The organism is Lactococcus cremoris subsp. cremoris NBRC 100676 (assembly GCF_001591705.1).
Classification (GTDB): Bacteria; Bacillota; Bacilli; order Lactobacillales; family Streptococcaceae; genus Lactococcus; species Lactococcus cremoris.
This window is the reverse complement of the sequence record NZ_BCVK01000040.1, coordinates 1-25115: the sequence shown is the minus strand read 5'-3', so window position 1 is coordinate 25115 and position 25115 is coordinate 1. Positions and strand designations below refer to the sequence as shown.

General features: G+C 35.7%; 20 protein-coding genes and 3 pseudogenes. 22 read left to right on the top strand and 1 reads right to left on the bottom strand.

What is annotated here, in order from left to right; translation table 11 throughout:
* Positions 1–97 precede the first annotated feature (97 nt).
* Positions 98–631, bottom strand: coding sequence for a phenolic acid decarboxylase (locus LLA01S_RS08100; protein ID WP_061778118.1), 534 nt, complete (start codon positions 629–631; stop codon positions 98–100).
* Between the two features lie 483 nt (positions 632–1114).
* Between LLA01S_RS08100 and pheS the strand changes: the two genes are divergently transcribed.
* From pheS to LLA01S_RS07990, 22 genes and pseudogenes are all read left to right on the top strand, one after another.
* Positions 1115–2152: a phenylalanine--tRNA ligase subunit alpha gene (gene pheS, locus LLA01S_RS08095; protein ID WP_011676995.1), complete on the top strand. Its 1038-nt coding sequence runs from the start codon at positions 1115–1117 to the stop codon at positions 2150–2152.
* A gap of 110 nt (positions 2153–2262) precedes the next feature.
* The gene (gene pheT, locus LLA01S_RS08090) at positions 2263–4656 is read left to right on the top strand and encodes a phenylalanine--tRNA ligase subunit beta (RefSeq protein ID WP_061778117.1); all 2394 of its coding nucleotides are present in this window, start codon (positions 2263–2265) and stop codon (positions 4654–4656) included.
* A gap of 240 nt (positions 4657–4896) precedes the next feature.
* Positions 4897–6030: a 3D domain-containing protein gene (locus LLA01S_RS08085; protein ID WP_061778116.1), complete on the top strand. Its 1134-nt coding sequence runs from the start codon at positions 4897–4899 to the stop codon at positions 6028–6030.
* Between the two features lie 60 nt (positions 6031–6090).
* Complete coding sequence (gene rsgA, locus LLA01S_RS08080; protein ID WP_011676992.1) at positions 6091–7014, top strand: ribosome small subunit-dependent GTPase A; 924 nt, start codon at positions 6091–6093, stop codon at positions 7012–7014.
* Positions 6986–7240, top strand: coding sequence for a hypothetical protein (locus LLA01S_RS08075; RefSeq protein WP_011676991.1), 255 nt, complete (start codon positions 6986–6988; stop codon positions 7238–7240). The genes rsgA and LLA01S_RS08075 overlap by 29 nt, the downstream gene beginning before the upstream one ends.
* Positions 7237–7494: a hypothetical protein gene (locus LLA01S_RS08070; protein ID WP_011676990.1), complete on the top strand. Its 258-nt coding sequence runs from the start codon at positions 7237–7239 to the stop codon at positions 7492–7494. The genes LLA01S_RS08075 and LLA01S_RS08070 overlap by 4 nt, the downstream gene beginning before the upstream one ends.
* Positions 7495–7568: 74 nt before the next feature.
* The gene (rpe, locus tag LLA01S_RS08065; protein WP_011676989.1) at positions 7569–8219 is read left to right on the top strand and encodes a ribulose-phosphate 3-epimerase; all 651 of its coding nucleotides are present in this window, start codon (positions 7569–7571) and stop codon (positions 8217–8219) included.
* Positions 8220–8308: 89 nt separating this feature from the next.
* Positions 8309–9607: a DNA recombination protein RmuC gene (locus LLA01S_RS08060; protein WP_011676988.1), complete on the top strand. Its 1299-nt coding sequence runs from the start codon at positions 8309–8311 to the stop codon at positions 9605–9607.
* Positions 9608–9679: 72 nt separating this feature from the next.
* Entirely contained in the window at positions 9680–10624 is a 945-nt protein-coding gene (locus LLA01S_RS08055) for a 3'-5' exoribonuclease YhaM family protein (RefSeq protein ID WP_081106884.1), read from the top strand.
* 90 nt (positions 10625–10714) lie between these two features.
* Complete coding sequence (locus tag LLA01S_RS08050) at positions 10715–11584, top strand: aldose 1-epimerase family protein (RefSeq protein WP_011676986.1); 870 nt, start codon at positions 10715–10717, stop codon at positions 11582–11584.
* 134 nt (positions 11585–11718) lie between these two features.
* On the top strand, positions 11719–12519 hold the full coding sequence (locus tag LLA01S_RS08045) for an AEC family transporter (protein ID WP_231105358.1): 801 nt from the start codon (positions 11719–11721) through the stop codon (positions 12517–12519).
* A gap of 115 nt (positions 12520–12634) precedes the next feature.
* A complete protein-coding gene (locus LLA01S_RS08040; protein WP_011676984.1) occupies positions 12635–13192 on the top strand; it encodes an NUDIX hydrolase in 558 nt (185 codons plus the stop codon).
* A 137-nt stretch (positions 13193–13329) separates the two neighbouring features.
* Positions 13330–14289, top strand: a pseudogene (locus LLA01S_RS08035) (homoserine O-succinyltransferase).
* 29 nt (positions 14290–14318) lie between these two features.
* Positions 14319–15407, top strand: a pseudogene (locus LLA01S_RS08030) (cystathionine gamma-synthase).
* A 275-nt stretch (positions 15408–15682) separates the two neighbouring features.
* Positions 15683–16846 (top strand): MalY/PatB family protein, encoded by a 1164-nt coding sequence (locus LLA01S_RS08025; protein WP_061778115.1) that lies wholly within the window; start codon positions 15683–15685, stop codon positions 16844–16846.
* Between the two features lie 270 nt (positions 16847–17116).
* Positions 17117–18256, top strand: coding sequence for a cation:proton antiporter (locus LLA01S_RS08020; RefSeq protein ID WP_011676982.1), 1140 nt, complete (start codon positions 17117–17119; stop codon positions 18254–18256).
* 201 nt (positions 18257–18457) lie between these two features.
* The gene (gene upp / locus LLA01S_RS08015) at positions 18458–19093 is read left to right on the top strand and encodes a uracil phosphoribosyltransferase (RefSeq protein ID WP_011835873.1); all 636 of its coding nucleotides are present in this window, start codon (positions 18458–18460) and stop codon (positions 19091–19093) included.
* Between the two features lie 141 nt (positions 19094–19234).
* On the top strand, positions 19235–19843 hold the full coding sequence (locus tag LLA01S_RS08010; protein WP_061778114.1) for a nitroreductase family protein: 609 nt from the start codon (positions 19235–19237) through the stop codon (positions 19841–19843).
* 105 nt (positions 19844–19948) lie between these two features.
* Positions 19949–21211: pseudogene (locus LLA01S_RS08005) on the top strand (Nramp family divalent metal transporter).
* Between the two features lie 57 nt (positions 21212–21268).
* Positions 21269–21586, top strand: a complete 318-nt coding sequence (locus LLA01S_RS08000; protein WP_004254946.1) for an ATP cone domain-containing protein — start codon at positions 21269–21271, stop codon at positions 21584–21586.
* A gap of 692 nt (positions 21587–22278) precedes the next feature.
* Positions 22279–24219, top strand: coding sequence for a threonine--tRNA ligase (gene thrS, locus LLA01S_RS07995; protein ID WP_014573189.1), 1941 nt, complete (start codon positions 22279–22281; stop codon positions 24217–24219).
* Positions 24220–24324: 105 nt separating this feature from the next.
* Entirely contained in the window at positions 24325–24984 is a 660-nt protein-coding gene (locus tag LLA01S_RS07990) for a trimeric intracellular cation channel family protein (RefSeq protein ID WP_061778113.1), read from the top strand.
* The last annotated feature ends 131 nt before the right edge of the window (positions 24985–25115 follow it).

Genomic DNA, 25115 nt, shown 5'->3' with positions numbered 1-25115 from the left:
AATTCGGGTAAGACTAGGTATTCTATAGAATGGAGAGTTTGGAAAAAAGGTATCGAACATTTCGATACCTTTTATAGTTGAGTTCTGAGGAATAAAATCATTTATTAATCATTTCATAGCTTGTATTATAATATTTTCCGTTGCGAATATCATTTGTCATACCTTGGTAGGGTGCTTGAGCAACCACATCATCATTATTTTTTCCAGCTTTTCCGACATAAGTGATTTTAGCAAACTCTGGAACCAAATACTTAGGATAAGTTTCAAATTTTTCACGTGATTCGTGCATTAATTCGATAAAATCATTTTGGAAACAAACAGTAATTTCTGGATGTTCTTCCACCCATTTTGGAAAGAAAATCATTCCGTGCATTTTTTCTTTATTTGGCAAGAAATCTAAAGCAACGTCAGTTCCGGTAGGCTCTGTCCAAGCAATTTTATAAATTCCTTCTGTTAACATCACTAATGAAACTTCTTGATTTTTAACCCAACGACCTGCAACCATGCCACCGTGAATACGATAATCAATAGTGTTCTCATTTTTGACATAAAGTTCATATTCCCAGCCATTGTCATAAGTGTAGATAAAATGTGTTCCGATAAAATCATCTAAGTTAGTAAATTTTTTCATTTATTATTCTCTTTTCTACAAACACGTTTTAAAAACATGTTTTAAATATATATTTATTATAAAAAAGAAGCAGAAATTTGTCAAGCATAAAAAATACATTTTTAAAGTTGACAAATTGAATGAAAGTGATAAAATTAAGCTTATAAGTAAGAAGAGTAAATTATTTACGAAATTTAAGGGAGTTATGGTCACCGACTGAAAGCCATAATATGGAGTGATATTTGAAGTTCACCTTACGAATAAAAGCTATTTTTGAGAGGAATTCTTTAGAAGGATAATCTTAAAAAAGTTTTATGGTAATTAAATAAAAAAATTAAGTGATAAAATAGGATGGTACCGCGGTTTTCGCTCCTTTGGAGATGAAAGTTGTGGTATTTTTTTCTTTATTAAATAGAAATTGCTCAAATCTCCCTAAAGCTCCATATTTTATATGGACCTTGTCTAATTTTAAATATATATTTTTTATAAGTTGAAAGGATAAAAATGAACTTACAAGAAAAAATTGAAGACCTTCGCAAGCGGACTTTGTCTGACTTACTCTCTGTTGCAGACGAAAAAACGCTCAACAATCTTAGAACAGTAATGCTTGGTAAAAAAGGAGAGTTGACTGAAATCCTAAAAGGGATGAAAGATTTAACAAATGAAGAACGACCAGTTATTGGTGCACTTGCTAATGCTTTTCGTGATGAATTTGGAGCGAAATTTGAAGCGAAAAAACTTGAAATTGAACAAGCAGTGATGAACGCGGCTTTGGAGTCTGAAAGTTTGGATGTTACTTTACCTGGAAAAGCTCAAAAAAAAGGAAGTCGGCATATTTTAACTCAAACTCAAGAAGAAATTGAAGAAATTTTCCTTGGAATGGGTTATGAAATTGTTGATGGTTATGAAGTCGAAACCGATCATTATAACTTTGAACGAATGAATCTTCCTAAAGATCACCCAGCTCGTGATATGCAAGATACTTTTTATATTACCAATGAAGTTTTGCTTCGTACGCATACTTCACCAATGCAAGCTCGGACAATGGATGCTCATGATTTTTCAAAAGGGGGCTTGCGTATGATTGCTCCTGGTCGTGTTTATCGTCGTGATACAGATGATGCTACACACAGTCATCAATTCCATCAAATTGAAGGCTTGGTTGTAGATAAAAATATCACAATGGCTGACCTTAAAGGAACACTTGACCTTGTCATGAAAAAAATGTTTGGTCAAGAGCGTGAACTACGCTGGCGTCCAAGTTATTTCCCATTTACTGAACCATCTGTTGAGGTTGATATTTCTTGTTTCAAGTGTGGGGGTAAAGGATGTAATGTCTGCAAACATACTGGGTGGATTGAAATCCTTGGTGCAGGTATGGTCCATCCAAACGTACTTGAAATGTCTGGTTTAGATTCTTCTGTTTATTCTGGTTTTGCTTTTGGACTCGGTCAAGAACGTATTGCCATGTTACGCTATGGAATCAACGATATTCGTGGATTCTATCAAGGCGATGTAAGATTCTTAGAACAATTCGACTGACGCTTTAGTCGCATTGTCGATTTCGACATTCGAAAAGGGAGGACTCCCTTCGATGGAGCGATTTGGAAAATAAATAGTATAAAAAACTGTGAATAGAAAGTTGAAATAACATGTTAGTATCATATAAATGGTTAAAAGAGTTGGTGCCAAATCTTACGGCTACGCCAGATGAATTAAAACAAAAAATGTCAACGTCTGGGATTGAAGTTGAAGGAGTTACCAGCCCACAAGAAGGTTTGTCAAAACTTGTTGTCGGAGAAGTTCTTTCTAGTGAAGATATTCCTGAAACACATTTGCATATTACACAAGTTAATGTTGGGGCTGATGAAGCATTACAAATTGTTTGTGGAGCGCCAAATGTTCGTGTGGGGATGAAAGTAATTGTGGCACTTGTCGGTGCTCGAATTGCGGATAATTATAAAATCAAAAAAGGTAAAATTCGTGGAGTTGAATCTCTCGGGATGCTTTGTGCACTTGATGAAATCGGAATTGATGAAAAAATTAATCCAATGAAGCATGAAGATGGTATTTTTGAAATGCCAGCAGATGCTAAAGTTGGTGATAGTATTTTCCCTTATCTTGATATGGACGATGAAATCATCGAATTATCAATCACTCCAAATCGTGCGGATGCTTTGTCAATGAACGGGGCAGCATGGGAAGTTGGAGCAATCTATGATTTACCAGTTAAGCTTGAGGGAAAATCTTTAGTAGAAGCTTCAGAATCAGCAGCAAGCAAAATTACAGTTAAGGTTGAAACAGATAAAGTTCCAACATATAAAATCCGTTTGATTGAAGGGGTTAAAATTGCGAAATCACCTCAATGGTTGCAAAACCGATTGATGAATGCGGGTGTAAAACCAATTAATAATGTGGTTGATGTGACAAATTATGTATTGATGACGTTTGGTCAACCTTTGCATAGTTTTGACTTTGCCAAATTTGGTTCTGATGAAATCTTGGTTCGTCAGGCTAAGACTGGTGAAAAAATAACCACTTTAGACCATGTTGAACGTGAATTAGATGACTCTGATATTGTAGTCACAGCAAATGGACTTCCTGTAGCGCTTGGTGGTGTCATGGGTGGTGCAGACAGTGAGATTACTGATGAAACAACAAATGTTGCTCTTGAAGCAGCTTTGTTTGACGGAGCTTCAATTCGTAAAACTTCGCAAAAATTTGCTTTACGCTCAGAAGCATCAAGTCGTTTTGAAAAAGGAATTAATGAAGGAACAGTTCGTGAGGCTCTTGATTTTGCAGCAGCAATGATTGTTGAATTGGCTGGCGGGAAAGTTCTTTCAGGCCTTGTTGAATCAAATGATTATCAACCTCTGTTACCAAAAGTTTCAATTACTTTAAGTCGTGTTAATGGGGCTTTAGGAACAGATTTATCACTTGAAACTGTGAAGAAAATTTTTGTTCAACTTGGTTTTGGAGTCGAAGTTGAGGGAGAAAAATTTACTTGTGAAATTCCATCACGTCGTTGGGATATTCATATTGAAGCTGATTTAGTTGAAGAAGTAGCTCGGATTTATGGATATGATAATTTGCCAAGTACTTTGCCTCTTTCACAAAATGCTGGTGAGTTGACTGACATGCAAAAATTCCGTCGAACGGTAAGAACTGGACTTGAAAGTTCAGGTCTTAATGAAGTCATTGGTTACTCACTTGTGACTCCAGAAAAAGCGACTGAATTTGTGGGTGAGCTTGAAACAACATCGCTCATGATGCCAATGACTGAAGATCGTCAAACACTTCGTGCAAATATGATTCCAGGACTTTTGGACATTGTTAATTACAATCAAAATCGTAAAAATGCTGACGTAGCAATTTATGAAATTGGTAATATTTTCTTACCAAATGCAGATGATATTCGTCCTACAGAAGTACCAAATCTTGCTTTTGCTATTTCTGGAAATGTTGTGGATAAATCATACAACGGACAAGCTGTTCCTGTGGATTTCTACTATGCTAAGGGAATTGTGGAAAACCTTCTTGAAACTTACGAAGAAGTTGAATTTGTTCCAACTAATAATCAAGCGGCAATGCATCCAGGACGGACTGCTGTCATTAACATCAATGGTCGCCTGGCTGGTTTTGTGGGACAAATTCATCCGGCTACAGCTAAAAAATATGATGTAGCAGAAACTTATGTTGCCAGTCTCGACATGGAAGTGATGCTTGAAGAATTGACAGCACAAACCATCTTTAATGATATTCCAAAAGTTCAAGCAGTTCATCGTGATATTGCACTTTTGATTGATGCTGAGGTTACACATGCCCAAATCGTTTCTGTCATTAAATCAAGTCGCGTTAAAACACTTAAGCAAGTTGAGTTATTTGATATTTATCAAGGTAAAAATTTACCTGCTGCTAAAAAATCAATGGCCTATAGCCTAACTTTCCAACCGACTGAAAATACAATGACTGATGATGAAATTACGGCTGCTGTTAATAAAATTACAAAAAATCTTGTTGAAAAATTAAATGTAGAAATTCGTTAAAAGAAAATAAGATTACTGACAAAGCTGTCAGTAAAAAACTCTATCGGTAGTTACTGATAGAGTTTTTTCATCTTTGATGATTATCAAAATATAAATCATTAAAGAAACAATGAAAATAAGCTTGCAAGGGATAGATAGTTTTTTATAAAAATACTTTTTGTGTTTATTTTAAACTTCAGTTAATATTGGTAATTAAAATGCAATTAAAAACCGTGGGGGATATGTTAGAATAGACAAAGTATGAAGAATTTAATTCCTGAAAAAATAAAACAAGTTGGAATACTTGTAGGAGCTTTACTGATGCTTTTATCAGTTCTACCCGTTAATCTCTTAGGAGTGACGAAAGTAGATGCTGACAGCTCTCAAACGGAAGTCAACCAAGAAATACAAAACTTCCAAGCGCAGCTCGACAGTAAACTTGCACAGGCAAATAAGATTTATAGCCAAGCGCAAGAAGCCCAACAAAAAGTTAATCAGTCAAAGAGTAAGATTACTGAATTGGAAACAGGAATCTCTGAAACTGAAAATGACGTTGTTCAGCTTAAAGCCTCTGTCGCGAAACAAATGCGAGCAATGCAAGCAAATGGTGGGGGAACTTTATCATATATTGATATCGTTGCATCATCAAAAAATCTTTCAGATATGGTTATGCGTTTAACAAACTTGCATGTGGTATTAACTGCTGAATCCGACCAAGCGAAATCTCTTATTGAAAAAGAAGAATCGCTAAAGACAATGAAAGTCAAATTGGAAGAATCTCAAGAAACTCTTGTGAAAAATCAAAATGACTATCAAGGACAGGTTGACGCTTTGCAAAGTAATATTTCTGGACTCAAAGATAAAATTAGTTCAAACAAACAACTTTTGAGTGAAATGCAAGCAAAAGCTGCGGCAGAACAAAAAGCTCGCGATGAAGCCTTGGCTAAATCAGTAGCAGACGTGAAAGCAAAAGCTGCAGCGAAAGCTGCTACAAAAGCTGAACAAGAAAAAACAAAAGATTCTTCAAGTTCTGAAAGCAATAATTCAGTAAGCACTCAAACGCCTGCTGACACTAACAGTAATACAACAACTAACAATAACAACTCATCGTTAACGACTTCTGGCGGACGCACATTAAACGTAGAAGCAACAGCTTATGCTTTAAATGGAATTACTGCAACTGGAATTGATTTAAGTAAAAATCCAATTTGTATCGCGGTTGATCCAAGTGTCATTCCTTTGAATTCGCTCGTTGAAGTTCCGGGGTATGGGATTGCAATTGCTGGTGATACTGGGGGTGCAATTGTTGGAAACATCATTGACGTCCATTTTCCATCAAATGACCAAGCAATCGCTTGGGGACGTAAAAATATTCAAATCACTGTTTTGAGTTAAAAAAACTTTAAAAAATAATGAAAGGCTTACAGTTAAGCCTTTTTTTGGTATAATGAGAACATGATAAAAAATGGACGTATTGTCAAATCCTTGGCAGGCTTTTATGATGTCGAGGCAGAAGGTGAAGTTTATCAGACGCGCGCGCGTGGTAATTTCAGAAAAAAAGGAATGAAACCTGTTGTAGGGGATTTTGTTGAGTTTTCTGCTGAAGAAAATTCAGAAGGATATATTCTAAAAATTGGTGAGCGAAAAAATTCTTTAATTCGACCATCAATTGCTAATATTGACCAAGCGGTGATTATTATGTCAACGGTAAGTCCTAATTTTAGTTTAAATCTCTTGGACCGTTTTTTGGTTTTCTTAGAACATAAAAACATTCATCCAATGATTTATATTTCTAAAATGGATTTGCTGACAGAAGACCAAGGGAGTTCTGAGAAAAGTAATAAAACTTTTAATCAGCGGGCAGATTATGAGCAGATAAAAAGGAATTATGAACAGATTGGTTATGATGTCTTCTTTGATGCTGAACATTTGGTCAGTAATTTATCGGGAAAAGTAACTGTTTTTATGGGACAAACTGGTGCTGGAAAAACCACTTTGTTAAATAAAATTGCACCGGAAATGCAGTTGGCAACGGGTGAAACTTCAGAAAAGCTAGGGCGTGGACGACATACAACTCGCCATGTTGAATTTTTTGAGTTAGCGGGTGGATTAATTGCTGATACGCCAGGGTTTTCTAGTTTAGATTATGAGGTAACCAATCAGCCAGATTTAAACGCTGCTTTTCCAGAAATTTTAAAGATTAGTCATAATTGTAAATTCAGAGAATGTACACATACGCATGAACCAAGCTGTGCGGTTAAAGTTGCACTTGAAAATCATGAAATTTTAGAAAGCCGTTATGAAAATTACTTACAGCTTTTAGATGAAATCAACCATACGAGGGAAACTTATGAGAAAAAACGAAAAAAACAAGGCTAAAGATAATATTTGGTTGAAACAGGCTGGTTTTTTTGCTCTTGTTTTAGCTTGGATTTTAGCAATTTATTTTAAAAATGACTTATCCAAAACAATGATGATTATCGTGTTTATTCTCTTAGTTCTTGCGACCTTCTTTGTTATTTTTTGGTTAAATCGTGTCTTTTTTGGCTTGACGAGTCAGTCAAAAGAAAATGACCTAGAGAGTTCGCAGGATAAAGAAAAATGAAAAAAAGATTGAAAACAGAAGCCTTTTTAGCGGTTCTTTTTGCCCTTCTTTGCCAAGTATTGGAAATGTTTGTTTTCAAAAATGGCACACCTAATTTTGTGATGAATTTCTTAACGGTTATTGCTTTAGGTTTGGCAATTGTTCTTGGCGTTCGTGCGGCAACCGTTGTAGAACACAAACGTGAGGGAGATGCTTGGAAGACAATTGTTAAAGAAGAACTTCATGATGAATCATCAGATAATAGTGGTGAATAAGGGTTTTGTGATTTTTTTTGTTGAGAGTTGTTTTTTAAATAAGAATCGTAGTATTCTTTAGAGAGAGGATAAAAATGAAAAATAAAATTGCTCCATCAATTTTGTCAGCAGATTTTGGAAATTTTGCAAGAGATGTTAAACAGTTAGAGGCTGCCGGTGCTGACCTTGTACATATTGATGTGATGGACGGACATTTTGTAGATAATTTAACCTTCGGAGCCGGAGTTGTTTCGGCACTTCGCTCGCAAACAAGTTTGTTTTTTGATGCTCATATGATGGTTGAGAATCCAGAAAAATATGTGGATGACTTTGCAAAAGCAGGTGCAGATAGCATGAGTATTCATGTTGAAGCAACCAATCATATCCATGGAGCGCTGCAAAAAATTAAGAATGCTGGAATGAAAGCTTCGGTAGTGATTAATCCTGGAACTCCTGTAGAGGCGATTAAAACCGTCTTACCACTTGTGGATATGGTTTTAGTGATGACAGTCAATCCTGGTTTTGGCGGTCAAAAATTTATTCCTGAAATGATGGATAAAGTACGTGAACTCACTCAAATTCGAACTGACAAAAAGCTTAATTTTGAAATTGAAGTGGATGGTGGCATTGACGACCAAACAATTCAAGTCGCAAAAGCTGCTGGTGCCAATGTGTTTGTTGCTGGGTCGTTTGTTTTTAATGGTGAAGTAGAAAAAAACATCGAAAAACTTCGTGAGAACTTATAAAGAGCTACGAGGATGCTGACAGTTTTTCTGTCAGTAACTTCGGGCTTTCATTTAAATGTGTTAGAAATATAGGAAAATAAAAAATCAAGATGGAAGTTATTATTATCATATTACTCATACTTTTGATTTTACTGTCCCTTGCCAATTTTTTCAAAAAGACTGACAAAGGAAATACGAGTCATCAGTTAAATTATCTTAATCAAAATTTAGCGGAAATGCGCTCGGATGTTAATCAGCAACTGGCGCAAAATCGACAAGAACTTTCAAGTAGTTTACGCTCGGTCAATAATGATTTTTCAACACTGACAGAAAATATCAATAGCAAGTTTGACTGGCAGTTTAAAGATTTGCAAAGTTCAAATGAGCAAAAATTAGAAAAAATCTCTGTAAGTTTGGTAGAATCTACCGATAGAACGGTCACAAAACTGTCAGAACTGACAGAGGCAATGACAGACAAATTTGACCGTAAATTTAAAGAATTACAAGATTCTAACGATAAGAGATTGAGTCAAATTCAGGAAACGGTCGATGAAAAATTGCAAGAAACATTGAATCGCAGAATTTCACAATCTTTTGAACAGGTCACTTTACATTTGAAAAATGTCGAAGAGGGCTTGGGAGAAATGAGAAATCTTGCCAGTGATGTGGACAGCCTGCAAAAGGTAATGACGGGTGTTAAAACACGTGGGATTGTTGGTGAAATTCAGCTAGGACGAATTTTAGAGCAGATGTTTGCAAGCAGTCAATATCGAGAACAAGTCAATATTCAGGGCGCTAACGCTGTGGATTATGCCTTGATTTTGCCTGGAAAATCAGAGGGGTCAGAACTCTTACTTCCAATTGACTCAAAATTCCCCATGGAAGATTATCAACGCTTGCAAATGGCTTTGGAATCTAATGAACCCCTGGAAATTGATAAGACGAGAAAAGCATTGTTTAATGCTGTTAAAGCTCAAGCTAAATCAATCAGTGAAAAATATATTGTCCCGCCAAAAACAACGGATTTTGCCATTATGTTTTTACCAACTGAAGGGCTGTTTATGGAAGTGGTTAATAATCCTGAACTTTATGAGCAAATCAGCCGTGACTATAAGATCAATGTGACAGGGCCAACGACGATGACCGCCGTCTTAAACAGTTTGCAAATGGGCTTTAAAACCTTGCAAATCGAACAAAAATCAGCTGAAGTTTATGAAATGCTAGGAGCAGTCAAAACAGAGTTTGATAAATTTGAAGGTTCGCTCATCAAAGTTCAACAAAAAATTCAGCAATCAGAAAAAGAAATTAATAATCTGATTACGACAAGAACAAATGTCATGAAAAAAGCGCTGACGAATATTGACCGGATAGATGATAGTGAAAGCAGCAAACTTTTGGATTTAGATTGACAAAGTATTAATATTTTATATCGCTTGGCTAGGTCACCCAAAGAGTCGGGCTTACATCTTAAAGGAGAAAACATGGTGCTCATTAAAAACTTAGAAATTGGCGAATTTTTTGAAGGATTTTACCTGATTAAATCAGTTGAATTACGTCAAACGCGGGCGGGGAAAGACTTTTTAGCTTTGAGTTTTCAAGACCGAACGGGAACAATCAATGGAAATATTTGGGATGCTAATCCAAAAGCGGTTGAACAGTTTCGAGCTGGTCGGGTCGTGCATATGAAGGCGCTCAAAGAACTCTATAATGGAATGCCTCAAGTTAATAAAATACAATTGCGTTTAGCGACAGATAGTGAACCCAATCAACCTCACGATTATCGGGAAAGCTCACCTGTTCAAGAAAAAGATTTACGTGAATATGTTCAATCGATTCTTTTTAAAATTGAAAATGCAACCTTAAATCGAATTGTACGCACGATTTTGAAAAAATTTGATAAGGAATTTTATGAATTTCCTGCAGCCAAAACTAATCACCATGCCTTTGAAGGAGGGCTTGCTTATCATACAACAACCATGCTTCATTTAGCAGAAAAAGTCTGCGAAGTTTATCCACAACTCAACGAAAATCTGATGTTTGCTGGTGTATTACTTCATGACATGGCAAAATGTTTGGAATTTACAGGTGCCGAAAATACTTCTTATACTTTAAGAGGAAACTTGATTGGACATATTGTTTTGATTGATGAAGAAGTGAGTAAAGCCGCCATTGAACTTGGATTTGATGATGATAATGAAGACTTATTGATGCTTCGTCATTGTTTATTGAGCCATCATGGGGAGTTGGAGTATGGTAGTCCTGTTCGTCCACAAATTATGGAAGCAGAAACGATTCATCAAATTGATGTCATGGATGCCAACATGATGATGATGACTACGGCGACTCAAACGCTCGACCCTGGTCAATTTAGTCAGCGGGTTTGGGCTTTATCTAATCGTAACTTTTATAAACCAAGAAAAGATTAAACCGTGCTTACACGGTTTTTTTGCTGACAGAAATTTTTGTCAGTAAAAATGGTAAAATAGAAAGAAGATAAAAATATTAAGGAGTTTTTTATGAATTACACTTTGAAAAATGACCAATTGAGTGTTATTGTGGACACTTTTGGGGCAGAAATGCATTCCATCCAACATGATGATATTGAATATTTATGGCAGGCCGATCCAAAATTTTGGGGACGTCATGCTCCAGTTCTCTTTCCAATCGTTGGGAAATTAAAAAATGGCCAATATCATTATAATGAGCAAACTTATCAAATGGGTGGACATGGTTTTGCACGTGATAATGATTTTGAATTAATTAAAAAATCCGATAATGAACTCGTTTTTGAGCTCCGTGATAATGAAGATAGCTTGAATCACTATCCTTTCCATTTTAACTTTCGAGTTTCTTACAAATTGGTGGAAAATAAAATCAGAGTCCGTTACGAAGTGAAAAATGAAGACGAAAAATTCATGTCTTTTGGTGTTGGGGCTCACCCAGCATTTAATGTCCCCTTGAAAAATGGGACTTTTGAAGACTATCAGTTAACTGTTTCACCAGATGAAAAACGAACTTTTATTCCGCTTGACCCACCATCAGGAACATTGAAATTAGATGAAAGAGTGGAGACGCAAGTAAATACTCTTCCATTAACAAGAGAACTTTTTGATAAAGATGCTCTAGTTTATACATCATCAGATGAGATGAAAGTTTCATTGACCAACAAATTAGATGAACGTGGGGTTACTGTGACTTGGAAAGATATGCCCTATTTTGGCTTATGGTCACCTTATCCAAATGAAGCACCATTTGTTTGTATTGAGCCATGGTCTGGAATTGCTGACGATGAAAATACTGACGGCGACATCACAACGAAATTTGGGATTAATCAATTAGCGCCAGAGGGAAGCTTCTCTTGCGAATATACTATTGAAATCAATTAATTGACTACTCTCGTATTTTTACGGGAGTTTTTATTTAAAAAAATGCTAGAATTAATTTAGACGTGCTGTCAGTAAAATAAGCATTACGAAATTACTGACAGAAGATAAAACTACTGATAGAAAGTAAAACTCTAATGACCACAATTCTTCTCAATGCCTTGAGTATTCTGCTTGTTTTGTTTTTAGCCCTTTTACTCAAAAAAATCGGTCTGCTTCGCCAAGAAGATGGAGCCCTTACTTCTAAATTGGTTGTTTACTTGACCTTACCAGCAACGATATTAATCGGAGTAAATCATACAAAGCTCTCTGGCATCTTTTTTATTCTGATGTTTATGGGACTTTTTTCTAATCTCTTTTTGGTTTTTCTGGGGAAATTTATTGGACGAAAGGCTAGTGTGGAAGAACGTGGCCTTTATATGTTTGATTTATCGGGCTATAACATTGGAAATTTTTCAATTCCTTTTGTCTCAAGCTTTTTTCCAGCGGCTATTCCTTTTTTAGCCATGTTTGATATGGGTAATTCCTTAATGGTGACTGGAACGACTCAAGCAATTGTTGAACTTTCAAGTGGCCGAAAGAAACACGGCTTTATTTTGCAAGAAATATTTGGCGTCTTATTTCGTAATCCACCCTTTGTTGTTTATATTTTTATGTTTATTTTAGCGATTTTTGGCTTATCTTTTCCTGATGATTGGCTGATTCCAATTCGACCATTGGCAAATGCTAATACATTGTTATCAATTTTTACAATTGGACTTTTTATGGAATTTCGCTTGCCGAAAGGAAAATTAAAACTTCTGTTGAAAATATTGACTTGGCGTTATTTACTAGCTTTTATTTTAGCTAGTTTGGTTTATTTTTTCGCTCCTTTTCCAGCCATAATAAAAGAAGTTCTCTTGTTAATTTTTTTTGTCCGATGTCCTTTTTGCACATGATTCAAGCCATAGAGCTTGGGAATGATAAGGCTTTGGCGGGACTTGTCATTAGTTTATCCATGTTTATTTCTTTGATTTTAATGAGTATTATTGTGATTGTTTTGTGAGGTGAAAAATGAAAAATAAAATAGAAAAGTTATTAGAAAATTTTGTGCCAGAAGGTCAGCAAGAACAAATTGACCTTAAAGTTTTTCAAAAATTTGCAGCTGATGAAGAAAATTTAAGTCGGGATTCAATTGCTCATTTTACAGCCAGTGCTTTTGTTCTTAATGAAGCCCATGATAAGATTTTAGGGATTTATCATAAAATTTATCAAAGCTGGGGTTGGGTAGGTGGTCATGCTGATGGCAATTCTGACTTATTAGCTGTGGCAGAAAAAGAGGTTCAAGAAGAAACGGGACTTCAAGGATTTAGAAAGCTTTCAGAAAAACCGATTTCGATTGAAGCCTTGCCTGTTTTTGGTCACATTCACCGTAAGTATGGTTATGTCAGCGCTCATATTCATCTAAATGTCACTTTTTTATTTGAAGCAAAGGAAAATAGTTCACTTCAAAAGAATACAGATGAAACAGATGGTTTAGGTTGGATTCCTTTAGAAGAATTTTCGGAAAAATCTTCTGAGAAAGAAATGAGAATCATTTACGATAAAATTATTTCTCGAATCATAAAATAAGACTTGCCTTAGGCAAGTTTTATTATTAGATTAAAATTTTTAAATTATCCCATTACGGAATTATAATACGAGGCTATTGCAAATAAATCATGAAGGGCTATAATTGAGTCTAATTCTATGTGAAAGTTGAGTGAGAGATGCCAGTAAAAGTGATTGAAGGTCTGCCTGCCATTGATGAGCTGAGAGCAGATAATATCTTTGTTATGGATAATGAACGAGCGAAAAATCAAAATATTCGCCCTTTGAATTTGCTGGTGGTCAATCTCATGCCACGTAAATTGATTACTGAGCGGCAAATTTTACGCTTATTATCAAACACTCCACTTCAAATTAATGTCGATTTTTTGTTTATGGCTAGTCATGAATTCAAAAATACTAAGCAATCGCATTTGGACTCCTTCTATAAATCTTTTTCTGAAATTAAAGATGACTACTATGACGGTTTGATTATAACAGGTGCACCTGTTGAGCAACTTGAATTTGAGGAAGTCGATTATTGGTCTGAGTTTTTAGAAATTGTGAAGTGGTCAAAAAGCCATGTTTATTCTAGTTTACATATTTGTTGGGGAGCACAAGCAGCACTTTATGCCCGTTATGAGGTAACAAAAGAAAATCTTCCACAAAAATTGTGTGGTATTTATAAAAGCTCAGTAGAGCAACCTAAAAATCCATTATTTAGAGGTTTTGATGACTCTTTTTATTATCCATAGTCGCGATATGCCCAATCGAACCCATCAGTAATAAATAAAATTCCTGATTTAGAAGTCTTGTCAACATCCAAAGAAACTGGTTTTTCTATTTTAGCCAAAAAAAATTTACGTGAAGTTTATCTTTTTGGTCATTTAGAATACGACCGAGAAACTCTAGCTTGGGAATATGAAAGAGATAAGAAAGAAGGCTTAAAGCCTGCTCTCCCTAAAAATTATTTTCCAAAAGATAATGATAAGGAGAAACCACAAATGAGCTGGGCTTCAGCTGCCTCACTCTTTTTTTCAAATTGGCTGAATTATGCCGTTTATCAAGGAACGCCCTATTTGGGAGAACGTCTTGGTCATCATTGCGGTGAAGAGAATTATGATTTTAATCAAAAAGAGTAGAATAAAGATTTTTTTATAGGAGAAAATTTATGGATAAAAGATTAGATACTTTATTGGCACAAGTTGGAATTCGGCAAGATGAAGCTACTGGGGCTTTAGTCGGTCCTTTGCATTTTTCAACGACCTATCAACATCCAGAATATGGGAAATCGACTGGATTTGATTATACTCGAACGAAAAATCCCACACGAGCGACTTTAGAAGAAGCACTTGCTTCAATTGAATCAGGACAATTCGCTTTGGCAACTTCGTCAGGAATGGCTGCAATTGTTTTAGCATTTGAAGTTTTTCCTGTTGTAGCTAAAATCGTGGCCTCTAGAGATTTATATGGTGGCTCTTTTCGCTGGTTTGACGAACAAGAAAAAGAAGGACGTTTTTCATTTTCTTATGCCAATAATGAAAAAGAAATGCTTGATTTAATTGATGAATCGACCGATATTGTTTATATTGAAAGTCCAACAAATCCAATGATGATTAAGTATAACATTGAAAAGATTGCTAACAAGGCGCAAGCAAATCATGCGAAAGTGATTGTTGATAATACTTTTTATACTCCAATCTATTAGAGACCATTGGAGCTGGGGGCTGACATTGTCATTCATTCGGCGACAAAATATCTGTCAGGGCATAACGACGTTTTGGCTGGAGCGGTCATTGTTCATGATGAAAAGCTTTATGAAAAATTAGTCTATAAACTTAATACTACTGGAGCAGTTCTTTCTCCTTTTGATAGTTATCTCGTCATGCGAGGTTTAAAGACCTTAAGCCTGAGAATGGAAAGAGCAACTAAAAATGCGCTTAAAATTGTGGCTTTTCTAAAAAAACTTCCGTCAGTAAAAGAAGTGCTCTATCCGGGATTGGGAGGAATGATTTCTTTAAAGGTGATTGACAGAAATAAAATTCCAGACATTTTAAATCACTTACAAGTTTTTACTTTCGCTGAAAGTTTAGGAGGTGTTGAGTCTTTAATTACCTATCCTGCAGAACAAACCCACCATGATATTCCACTTGAAATTAGAGAAAGTTATGGTCTAACTGATGATTTGCTTCGCCTTTCTATTGGTATAGAAGATGTACGTGATTTAATAGAAGACCTTAAAGAAGCACTAGAAAATTAAATATTTACTGATGAAAGAACTAACATATCTGTAAATAGCTATCCATGGGCTCTGAGTTTCGCTGTGCCTTTTCTCTATCCACTAATCTTCGCTACGCTCGAATGTCTACTTGCTGTAAGGTGCTAAAGCACCGACACAAGTCGTAAGCGAATGATAAAAGGGTAAGGCAATAACAGGCATCTTATGTCAGTAAGAAAATAAATCCGTAAGTGTTAAAATTAGACTCTGTCAGTATAAAAATTACTGACAGAAAGGAAAAAGAAGAGAGTATAAAAATGACAAAATATGATTTTACAACCATTCCAAATCGACTTGAACATAATTCTGTAAAATGGCAAGAAATAAAAGAAAATCCCCATAAACTTCCCTTATGGGTAGCTGATATGGATTTTCTGGCCTTGCCAGAAATTAAACAAAGCATCCATGATTACGCTGATTACGGTGTTTATGGCTATGCTTATGTGGAAGATAGCCTGATAGAAAGTGTGCAAAATTGGGAAAAAAATCAACATCAGTATGAATTTTCTAAAGAAAGTCTAATACTAGTTGAAGGAGTTGTTCCAGGAATTGGTCTGGCCATTCAAGCACTAACGAAAGAAAATGATGCTGTTTTAATCAATACCCCTGTATATCCCCCCTTTGCTCGAACAGTTAAATTAAATAATCGAAAATTGGTTGAGAATGCTCTTCTTGAAAAAAATGGCGAGTTTTTAATTGATTTCAAAACTTTTGAAAAAGATATTGTTGAAAATTCCGTAAAATTATATATTCTCTGTAACCCTCACAATCCGGGTGGGCGCGTGTGGACCAAAGAAGAATTGCTAAAAATTGGTCAAATATGTCAAAAACACAATGTTTTGTTGGTCTCAGATGAAATCCACCAAGATTTGACTCTGTTTGGGCATGAACACAATACTTTCAATAAGATTGCTCCAGACTTCAAAGAATTTTCAGTTCTTTTATCCTCGGCCACTAAAAGCTTTAATATTGCTGGTGTAAAATGTGCTTATGCAATTATTGAAAATAAAAATTTACGCGAGAAATACTTACAAAGAAGATTAATGAATAATCAACAAGAAATCAGCAGTTTAGGCATGCTTGCAACTCAAGTTGCTAACAATAAAGGGGCACAGTGGTTGAGTGAACTCAAAGAAGTATTGGAAAAAAATATTACTTATGTTGAGTCAGAACTTCATCAAAAAACGAAAATAAAAGTGATGAAACCCCAAGGAACTTATTTAGTTTGGCTTGATTTTTCTGACTATAAATTAAATGATAAAGAATTGGATAAAAAGTTATCAGAAGAAGTGGAAGTTATTTTAAATAAAGGAGCAAGTTTTGGACAGGCAGGACAGGCTCATGCCCGATTGAATGCTGCAGCCCCATTTTCTTTAATTGAGGAGGCAACAAAAAGACTTGTCGAAACCTTTGCTATTTAACGATTTTAGTTGAAAAAGGATCTTTAAGCTTCACTGGTTATAACATGCTATCTTCGCTTCGCTGCAATGTCCACTCTCGCTAAGTGGTTAATACCACAAGTCGAGCCACACTCACTTCAGCAGGAAATTATCGTTTCTAGATAAAACAACTAGCATATCTGTAAGCCAGTAAACTGGCAACAGCTATCCTGTGCTTCGTTCGGTCATAAGAGATAAAATCGAATAAGACAAAAACTCGTTTCGTCTTATCGGTTATGATATAATCAACTTATGAATGATATTTTACAACTTACAATTGTTTTAATTGCCTCGCTAATTGCAACCCTTGCTTCACGGCGTCTTAAAATTCCTGCTGTTGTTGGACAGATGCTTGTGGGAATTTTGATTGCTCCGTCAGTTTTAGGGCTTGTTCATAGCGGACATGTTTTAGAAGTGATGTCAGAAATCGGTGTGATTTTACTCATGTTTTTAGCGGGTCTTGAGAGTGATTTAACGGTTTTAAAGAAAAATTTCAAAGCATCAATGCTTGTAGCCATTGGCGGTGTGATTGTTCCTTTAATAGTTTTTGGTCTAGTAGCTTTTAGTTTTGGCTACGGAATGTCTACGAGTTTCTTTTACGGAATTGTTTTTGCCGCAACATCGGTTTCAATTACCGTTGAAGTTTTGCAAGAATATGGAAAACTCAGTACACGTGCAGGTTCAATTATTCTAGGAGCAGCGGTTGTTGATGATATTTTAGCCGTTTTGATTTTATCAATTTTTACCAGTTTCAAAAATGGAGGGTCTGGGACTCATCTTTTCTTCCAGTTTTTACTTGAACTTCTCTTTTTTGCCTTTTTATTTGTTGTCCATAAATTGATTCCCAGATTTTGGAAGTTTGTCCAAAAACTGCCAATCGCCAACAAGAATACGATTGTTGCTTTGATCATCTGTTTAGGATTGAGTTTACTTGCAGATAGTGTGGGAATGTCAGCCGTGATAGGGAGCTTCTTTGCAGGACTTGCTATTTCACAAACAGAAGTCAGTCATAAAATTGAAGAATATACTTCAGCCATTGGGTATGTGATTTTTATCCCAGTCTTCTTTGTACTCATTGCCATATCCGTTCAATTTGACAGTTTAATTCATCATCCATGGATTATTTTGCTCTTTACACTTCTAGCGATTTTGACCAAATTTATTCCTGCCTATTTTGTTGGGAAATCTAATAAATTGAGTACCGGGGAAAGTATGCTGATTGGGACGGGAATGATTTCACGTGGAGAAATGGCCTTGATTGTGTCACAAATTGGACTGACAAGTGCCATTATTACTGATGAAGTTTATTCTGAATTGGTCATTGTCATAATTTTAGCAACTGTCCTAGCTCCATTTTTAATCAAGTTAGTCTTGAAAAAATATGATAATTAAGGAAAAAATAATTTTTAAAATTTCATCTTATTCCCCAAAAAAGACTGAAAAAGTGGTAAAATAGAAAAAATGCTTTTAGAGAATGGCACCATCTGCTATGCTCTAAAAAATTTTGCCTAAAATTAGCAAAATTGCCATATAATGGCAGTTTACAAATCTGAACTTTGCTTAGCAAAGGGATCTAGCGAAAGGAAAATCAAAATGTCAAAATTTCAAGTCGTAGAACATCCATTGATTCAACACAAACTCTCAATCTTGCGTCGTAAAGAGGCGTCAACAAAAGAATTCCGTGAGCTTGTTGACGAAATCGGAATGCTTATGGCCTACGAAGTATCAAGAGATTTACCTCTCGAAGATGTCGAAATTGAAACACCTGTTCAAAAAACGACAGTTAAACAAATCGCGGGTAAAAAATTAGCGATTGTGCCAATCTTACGTGCAGGTATCGGGATGGTTGATGGGATTTTGAAATTAATTCCAGCTGCTCGTGTGGGACATATCGGAATGTACCGTGATGAAGAAACACTTAAACCAGTTGAGTATTTAGTAAAACTTCCAGCAGATATTGCTGACCGTCAAATTTTCCTTGTTGACCCAATGCTTGCAACAGGTGGTTCAGCAATTTTGGCAGTTGATTCTCTTAAAAAACGTAATGCTAAAGCAGAAAATATTAAATTCGTTTGTCTTGTTGCCGCACCAGAAGGTGTAAAAGCTCTTCAAGAAGCACATCCAGATATCGAAATTTATACAGCAGCTTTGGATGAAAAACTTAATGAACATGGTTATATCGTTCCAGGTCTTGGTGACGCTGGTGACCGTTTGTTCGGTACAAAATAAGAAAAATTCCCTTATTTTTAGATAGGGGATTTTTTTATTTTATAAAAAAAGTAATTTTTTGAATCAAAATAGTTTACAAGTGTAAATTTATTTGATAAGATTACAGATGTAAACAATAAAACAAAAAAGGAAGTAATTATTATGTCATTCATTAAATCATTAGAAAACCGTCGCACAATCTACGCTCTTGGAAGAAATGTTCAAGATGAAGCAAAAGTTATTGAAACAATTAAAGAAGCAGTTCGTTTTTCACCAACAGCTTTCAATTCACAAACAGGACGTCTTTTGATTCTGACTGGGGATGCTCAAGATAAGCTTTGGGATGAAATTGTTGCACCAGAACTTAAAGCTGCTATGGAAGCACAAGGTGTTCCAGAATCAGCTTGGGATAACACACGTGCAAAACTTGATGGATTTAAAGCGGCATTTGGAACAATTCTCTTCTTTGAAGATCAAGCGGTTGTTAAAAACCTTCAAGAACAATTTGCTCTTTACGCTGATAACTTCCCAGTTTGGTCAGAACAAGGTTCAGGAATTATTTCTGTTAACGTTTGGACAGCACTTGCTGAACTTGGCTTAGGTGCTAACTTGCAACATTACAATCCATTGATTGACGAAGCAGTTGCTAAAGAATGGAATCTTCCAGAAAGCTGGAAACTTCGTGGACAACTCGTATTTGGTTCAATCGAAGCACCAGCTGGTAAAAAAACTTTCATGGATGATGCTGACCGTTTCATCGTTGCTAAATAATCAATTATTTTTAATGACCGTCAGTAAAATTTACTGACGGTTTTTTATTTTGTAAGGTTGAACTCTCAAAAGCTCCATGCTATAATTGTCCAAAAGGAAGTGGAAATGAAAAAGATAAAAATGAGGCGATTTTTACAAGATAAAAGACATCCTGCACTTGATTTTTTGAAATATGTTGGTCCTGGATTAATTGTTGCGGTCGGCTTTATTGACCCTGGGAATTGGGCGGCTAACCTAGCAGCAGGCTCGCAATTTGGCTATAAACTACTCTGGGTAATCACTTTATCAACAATTATGTTGGCGTTTCTTCAGCATAATGTGGCTCACTTGGGAATTGTCACAGGGAAATGTTTATCAGAAAATGCGACCCAATATCTCAGGCCCTGGCTCAGTAGAACTATTTTGGGGACAGGAGTCCTAGCATCTATTTCAACAGCAGTTGCCGAAATTTTGGGTGGAGCGATAGCTTTGCAAATGCTCTTTAAATTACCAATTGTTCTAGGTGCAATTTTAACGGCTGGCTTGGTTATCTGGTTTTTATTCAGCAATTCTTATCCAAAGATTGAAAAAGTAATTATTGGTTTTGTAAGTTTGATTGGGATAGCGCTTTTGCTAGAGATTTTTATTATTCCTCATATTAACTGGGGGCAGGCAGCAAAAGGAATGGTCATTCCTTTCGTTGATGCAAAATCCATGCCTATTATTATGTCAGCTTTAGGGGCTGTAGTTATGCCTCACAATCTATTTTTGCACTCGGAAGTCATTCAAAGCCGTCAGTGGAATTTAAAAGACGAAGCTGTAATGGAAAGACAATTACGTTTTGAATTCTTTGATACAATTTTTTCAATGTTTTTAGGTTGGGTCATTAATTCTGCGATTATTATCATTGCTGCCGCTTTATTTTTCCCACGTATCGTCACCGAAATTAGTCAGGCTCAAGAAATGCTTGTTCCTCTGCTTGGTCCAGTAGCTGCTATTCTCTTTGCCATTGCCTTTCTTTTTGCAGGAGTTGCTTCGTCAGTCACAGCTGGAATGGCAGGAGGGTCAATTTTTGCAGGAATCTTTGCAGAACCTTATGATGCCTAAGATCCTCACAGTAAGTTAGGCGTTTTAATTACAATTATTGGTGCAACTCTTGCAATTTGTGGATTGAGTTTTGTAACGTCATCATTCAATATTTTAATTTATTCACAAGTTTTCCTGAGTATTCAATTACCAATTACCATCTTTTTAAAAATTTATTTGACAAGTTCTAAAAAAGTGATGGGGAAATATAAGAACGTTTGGTTCACTAAGTGGCTTTTATTAGCAACGGGGATTTTTGTAACCCTACTCAATATCGTATTAATCGTCGAAACTTTTAAATAATTCTAAAAAATTTGCTATAATAGTTTTGTAAGAAGATTAAAAAATGAGGAGAAAATGATGCAAGCAAAATTAGTTAATAAAGTTGTCATCAAACGTAACGGTCATGTCGTTGACTGGGATAGTTTCCGGATTCAAACAGCAGTATTTAAAGCAGCAATCAATGGTAAGTATAAAGACAAACCACTCCATGCCAATATGATTGCCAATAATGTCACTAAGGTCGTTGAAAAAGTAATTGCTGAGCTATCTTTTGAAAAAATTGAGATTGAAACCATTCAAAATCAAGTGATTAAACAACTCAATGACTTTGATAAAGATGTTGCGCGCGACTTTCTCGCTTACAAAACAAAGCAAAATATCGAGCAAAGACATTAAAAAGTTCATTATATACAAAAAGAACCTAATCGGTTCTTTTTTTGAAAAATCTACTGACAAAAGGACTAAATTGAACAAAAAAATATCTGTCAGTAATTTTGAAAGAGTAAAAAGAGCAAATAGAATAAAAAGTAATTTTTAGCTATTTTATTGACGCAACTTGCTGTTAATTAATCCAAAAAAAGTTTTATTTATGAATTTTATAAGAAACTTAAATTCATTCTTGACAAATTTTAGAGCAAGCTTTACAATATAGATAGAGACATGTTTTTAGTGAAAATTTCTAAGAAATCAGACGGTTGATGCGAGTCTGAAAATGGCAACTAAAAATACCACTCAACCTTACAAGCTTGACTTGTAAAATAAATTCTTTCTGGACAACAGAAAAGCGTTGCTGACACGTTACGTCAAAGAAGAGAAGTTTACTGATGAAAATTCTAGCATGACCATGAGCGCTATGGCTTCAATGGCTATCCTAGGTCAAGAATCCAAGCAGTTCTGTAAGTAGTAATTGTGGTGATTGTTGGCATAAAGAAGAGTCAGTAAATGAAACAAAGGTGGTAACACGCAGATAGCGTCCTTTAAGGGATGAGATTTGCGTTTTTTTATTTCCATAAATTACTGACAGCACTACTAATAGATAAAAAAGTTTTGTCAGTAAACTAAAAACGATAAAAAGAAAGGCACATAAAATGATTAAAATAACATTTCCAGATGGCAACATAAAAGAATTTGAGTCAGGTGTAACAACATTTGAAATCGCCAAATCAATCTCACCAAGTCTTGCCAAAAAAACACTTGCAGGTAAGGTTAACGGGAAGTTGATTGATGCGACACGTGCAATCAATGAAGATAGCGATTTTGAAATTGTAACGCCAGACCATGAAGATGCGCTTGGAATTCTACGCCATTCAGCCGCTCACCTTTTTGCTCAAGCAGCAAAACGTCACTTCCCGAATATTCATTTGGGTGTTGGACCAGCTATTCAAGATGGATTCTATTATGATACAGATAATGAAGCAGGCCAAATTTCAAATGACGACTTAGCAACAATTGAAGCTGAAATGAAGAAAATTGTCAAAGAAAACTTCAAATCAGAGCGTAAAGAGGTCAGCAAAGAAGAAGCAAAAGAAATTTTTGCAAATGACCCTTACAAACTTGAACTCATTGAAGAACATAACGAAGATGAAGGTGGACTCACTATCTACACTCAAGGGGAATACACTGACCTTTGTCGTGGCCCACATGTTCCGTCAACTGGTGTCATCAAGTTTTTCCATCTCCTTAATGTTGCCGGTGCTTACTGGCGTGGAAATTCAGATAACAAGATGATGCAACGTATTTATGGTACAGCATGGTTTTCAAAAGAAGAATTAGAAGCAAATCTTAAACTTCGTGAAGAAGCAAAAGAACGTGATCACCGTAAACTCGGTCGTGAACTTGATTTGTTCTTTAACGACGCAGAACTTGGTGCAGGTACAGCTTACTGGCTCCCAGCTGGTGCTACTATTCGTCGAATCATTGAACGTTTTGTCGTTGACCAAGAAGTGAAAAATGGTTATCAACATGTTATCACACCAGTCATGATGAACCTTAATACTTACAAACAATCAGGTCATTGGCAACATTACCATGAAGATATGTACCCACCAATGGATATGGGAGACGGCGAAGAAATGGAACTTCGTCCAATGAACTGCCCAAGCCATATTGCCATCTATAAACACCATGTCCACTCTTATCGTGAACTCCCAATTCGTATCGCCGAATTTGGAATGATGCATCGTTATGAAAAATCAGGTGCACTCTCAGGACTTCAACGTGTGCGTGAAATGACTCTGAATGATGGTCATACATTCGTGATGTTAGAACAAGTCCAAGAAGAATTTAGTAAAATTCTTCAATTGATTATGGACATGTACCGTGACTTTGGAATCAATGATTATAGTTTCCGTCTCAGCTATCGTGACCCTAAAGATACAGTTAAATACTTCCCAGATGATGAAATGTGGGAAAAATCTCAAGCAATGCTTAAAGCAACAATGGACGACATGAAACTTGACTATGTTGAAGCAGAAGGGGAAGCTGCATTTTACGGTCCCAAACTTGACATTCAAGTTAAAACAGCCCTCGGAAATGAAGAAACGCTCTCAACTATTCAGTTAGACTTCCTCAATCCAGAAAACTTTGACATCTCATATGTTGGGGCTGATGGAGAAAAACATCGTCCAGTGATGATTCACCGTGGTGTAATTTCAACACTTGAACGTTTCATTGCCTACCTTATCGAAGTTTACAAAGGTGCTTTCCCAACATGGCTTGCTCCAACTCAAGCAACGATTATTCCAGTAAATAATGAAATTCATGCGGATTACGCTTGGAAAATTCAACGTGAACTTCAAGACAAAGGCTTCCGTGTTGTTGTTGATGAAGCCAACGAAAAAATGGGTTGGAAAATTCGCCAATCACAAACTCACAAAATTCCTTACCAAATCGTTATTGGTGACCAAGAACAGGCCAATGGTACAGTAAATATTCGTCGTTATGGCTCAAAAGAAACAGAAGTCATTCCGTTTGAAGATTTTATTGAAAAAATCAGTGCCGATGTAGCTAATTTTAGCCGAGTTGACTAAATTAAAAAAGACTGTTGAAAAATAGTCTTTTTTTTATACTGTTGTATCAATATAAGGTATAATAAATGGTATTAAAATGACAATAAGGATAGAATAAAGAGAAATATGGAAGTGATAAGCAGTTTTTACTTGTTTTTAGAAATTTTAGGGACAGTGGCATTTGCCATTTCGGGAACAGTAGTCGGGATTAACCATAAATTGGATGTTTTTGGAGTGCTCGTAATGTCAGTTATTACAGCGGTAGGAGGAGGAATCTTTCGTGATTTGCTTTTGGGAGCGACTCCGCCTTCAGCATTGAAATCACCATTTTTTATTATAATTTCTATAATTGCTTCTATAATAGCCATGTTTGTTGCTTGGATTGTAAAATCTAAAAGAAATGCCTTGAATATTTTTAAAGCGGCTCGCTTCTATAATAATCTTCTCTTAGTTTCAGATGCAATCGGTTTGGGAATATTTACCGTATTAGGAATTGATGCAGGAATAGCCCATGGTTATTCACATAATATATTTTTTGTTGTATTTTTAGGAGTACTTACTGGTGTTGGTGGCGGAATGATTCGAGATATCATCGCTAATCAGGTCCCAATGATTTTTAGAGAAAATATCTACGCTTTGCCTTGTATAATAGGAGGAATTCTTTATGTATATCTCCAATCAGAAATTAGTCACAACCTCTCATTATTTATCTCTGTCATTTTTATCGTACTTGTTCGTATAATATCAGAACAAAAGAAGCTAAATTTACCAAGAATAGAATATTAAATAAAGGTTAAGAACTTGATAACCATAGGCTTTGTCGAACGAAGATAAAAAAAGATTGAAAAAGTGACATTAAATTCTTGACAGGGAGAGATAGGTTTGATAGAATATAATAGTTGTCGCGAGAGACGAGA

Coding starts and splice junctions, on each gene's coding strand:
- LLA01S_RS08100 (WP_061778118.1), bottom strand. CDS start 631: ATGAAAAAATTTACTAACTTAGATGATTTTATCGGAACACATTTTATC.
- pheS (WP_011676995.1), top strand. CDS start 1,115: ATGAACTTACAAGAAAAAATTGAAGACCTTCGCAAGCGGACTTTGTCT.
- pheT (WP_061778117.1), top strand. CDS start 2,263: ATGTTAGTATCATATAAATGGTTAAAAGAGTTGGTGCCAAATCTTACG.
- LLA01S_RS08085 (WP_061778116.1), top strand. CDS start 4,897: ATGAAGAATTTAATTCCTGAAAAAATAAAACAAGTTGGAATACTTGTA.
- rsgA (WP_011676992.1), top strand. CDS start 6,091: ATGATAAAAAATGGACGTATTGTCAAATCCTTGGCAGGCTTTTATGAT.
- LLA01S_RS08075 (WP_011676991.1), top strand. CDS start 6,986: ATGAGAAAAAACGAAAAAAACAAGGCTAAAGATAATATTTGGTTGAAA.
- LLA01S_RS08070 (WP_011676990.1), top strand. CDS start 7,237: ATGAAAAAAAGATTGAAAACAGAAGCCTTTTTAGCGGTTCTTTTTGCC.
- rpe (WP_011676989.1), top strand. CDS start 7,569: ATGAAAAATAAAATTGCTCCATCAATTTTGTCAGCAGATTTTGGAAAT.
- LLA01S_RS08060 (WP_011676988.1), top strand. CDS start 8,309: ATGGAAGTTATTATTATCATATTACTCATACTTTTGATTTTACTGTCC.
- LLA01S_RS08055 (WP_081106884.1), top strand. CDS start 9,680: ATGGTGCTCATTAAAAACTTAGAAATTGGCGAATTTTTTGAAGGATTT.
- LLA01S_RS08050 (WP_011676986.1), top strand. CDS start 10,715: ATGAATTACACTTTGAAAAATGACCAATTGAGTGTTATTGTGGACACT.
- LLA01S_RS08045 (WP_231105358.1), top strand. CDS start 11,719: ATGACCACAATTCTTCTCAATGCCTTGAGTATTCTGCTTGTTTTGTTT.
- LLA01S_RS08040 (WP_011676984.1), top strand. CDS start 12,635: ATGAAAAATAAAATAGAAAAGTTATTAGAAAATTTTGTGCCAGAAGGT.
- LLA01S_RS08025 (WP_061778115.1), top strand. CDS start 15,683: ATGACAAAATATGATTTTACAACCATTCCAAATCGACTTGAACATAAT.
- LLA01S_RS08020 (WP_011676982.1), top strand. CDS start 17,117: ATGAATGATATTTTACAACTTACAATTGTTTTAATTGCCTCGCTAATT.
- upp (WP_011835873.1), top strand. CDS start 18,458: ATGTCAAAATTTCAAGTCGTAGAACATCCATTGATTCAACACAAACTC.
- LLA01S_RS08010 (WP_061778114.1), top strand. CDS start 19,235: ATGTCATTCATTAAATCATTAGAAAACCGTCGCACAATCTACGCTCTT.
- LLA01S_RS08000 (WP_004254946.1), top strand. CDS start 21,269: ATGCAAGCAAAATTAGTTAATAAAGTTGTCATCAAACGTAACGGTCAT.
- thrS (WP_014573189.1), top strand. CDS start 22,279: ATGATTAAAATAACATTTCCAGATGGCAACATAAAAGAATTTGAGTCA.
- LLA01S_RS07990 (WP_061778113.1), top strand. CDS start 24,325: ATGGAAGTGATAAGCAGTTTTTACTTGTTTTTAGAAATTTTAGGGACA.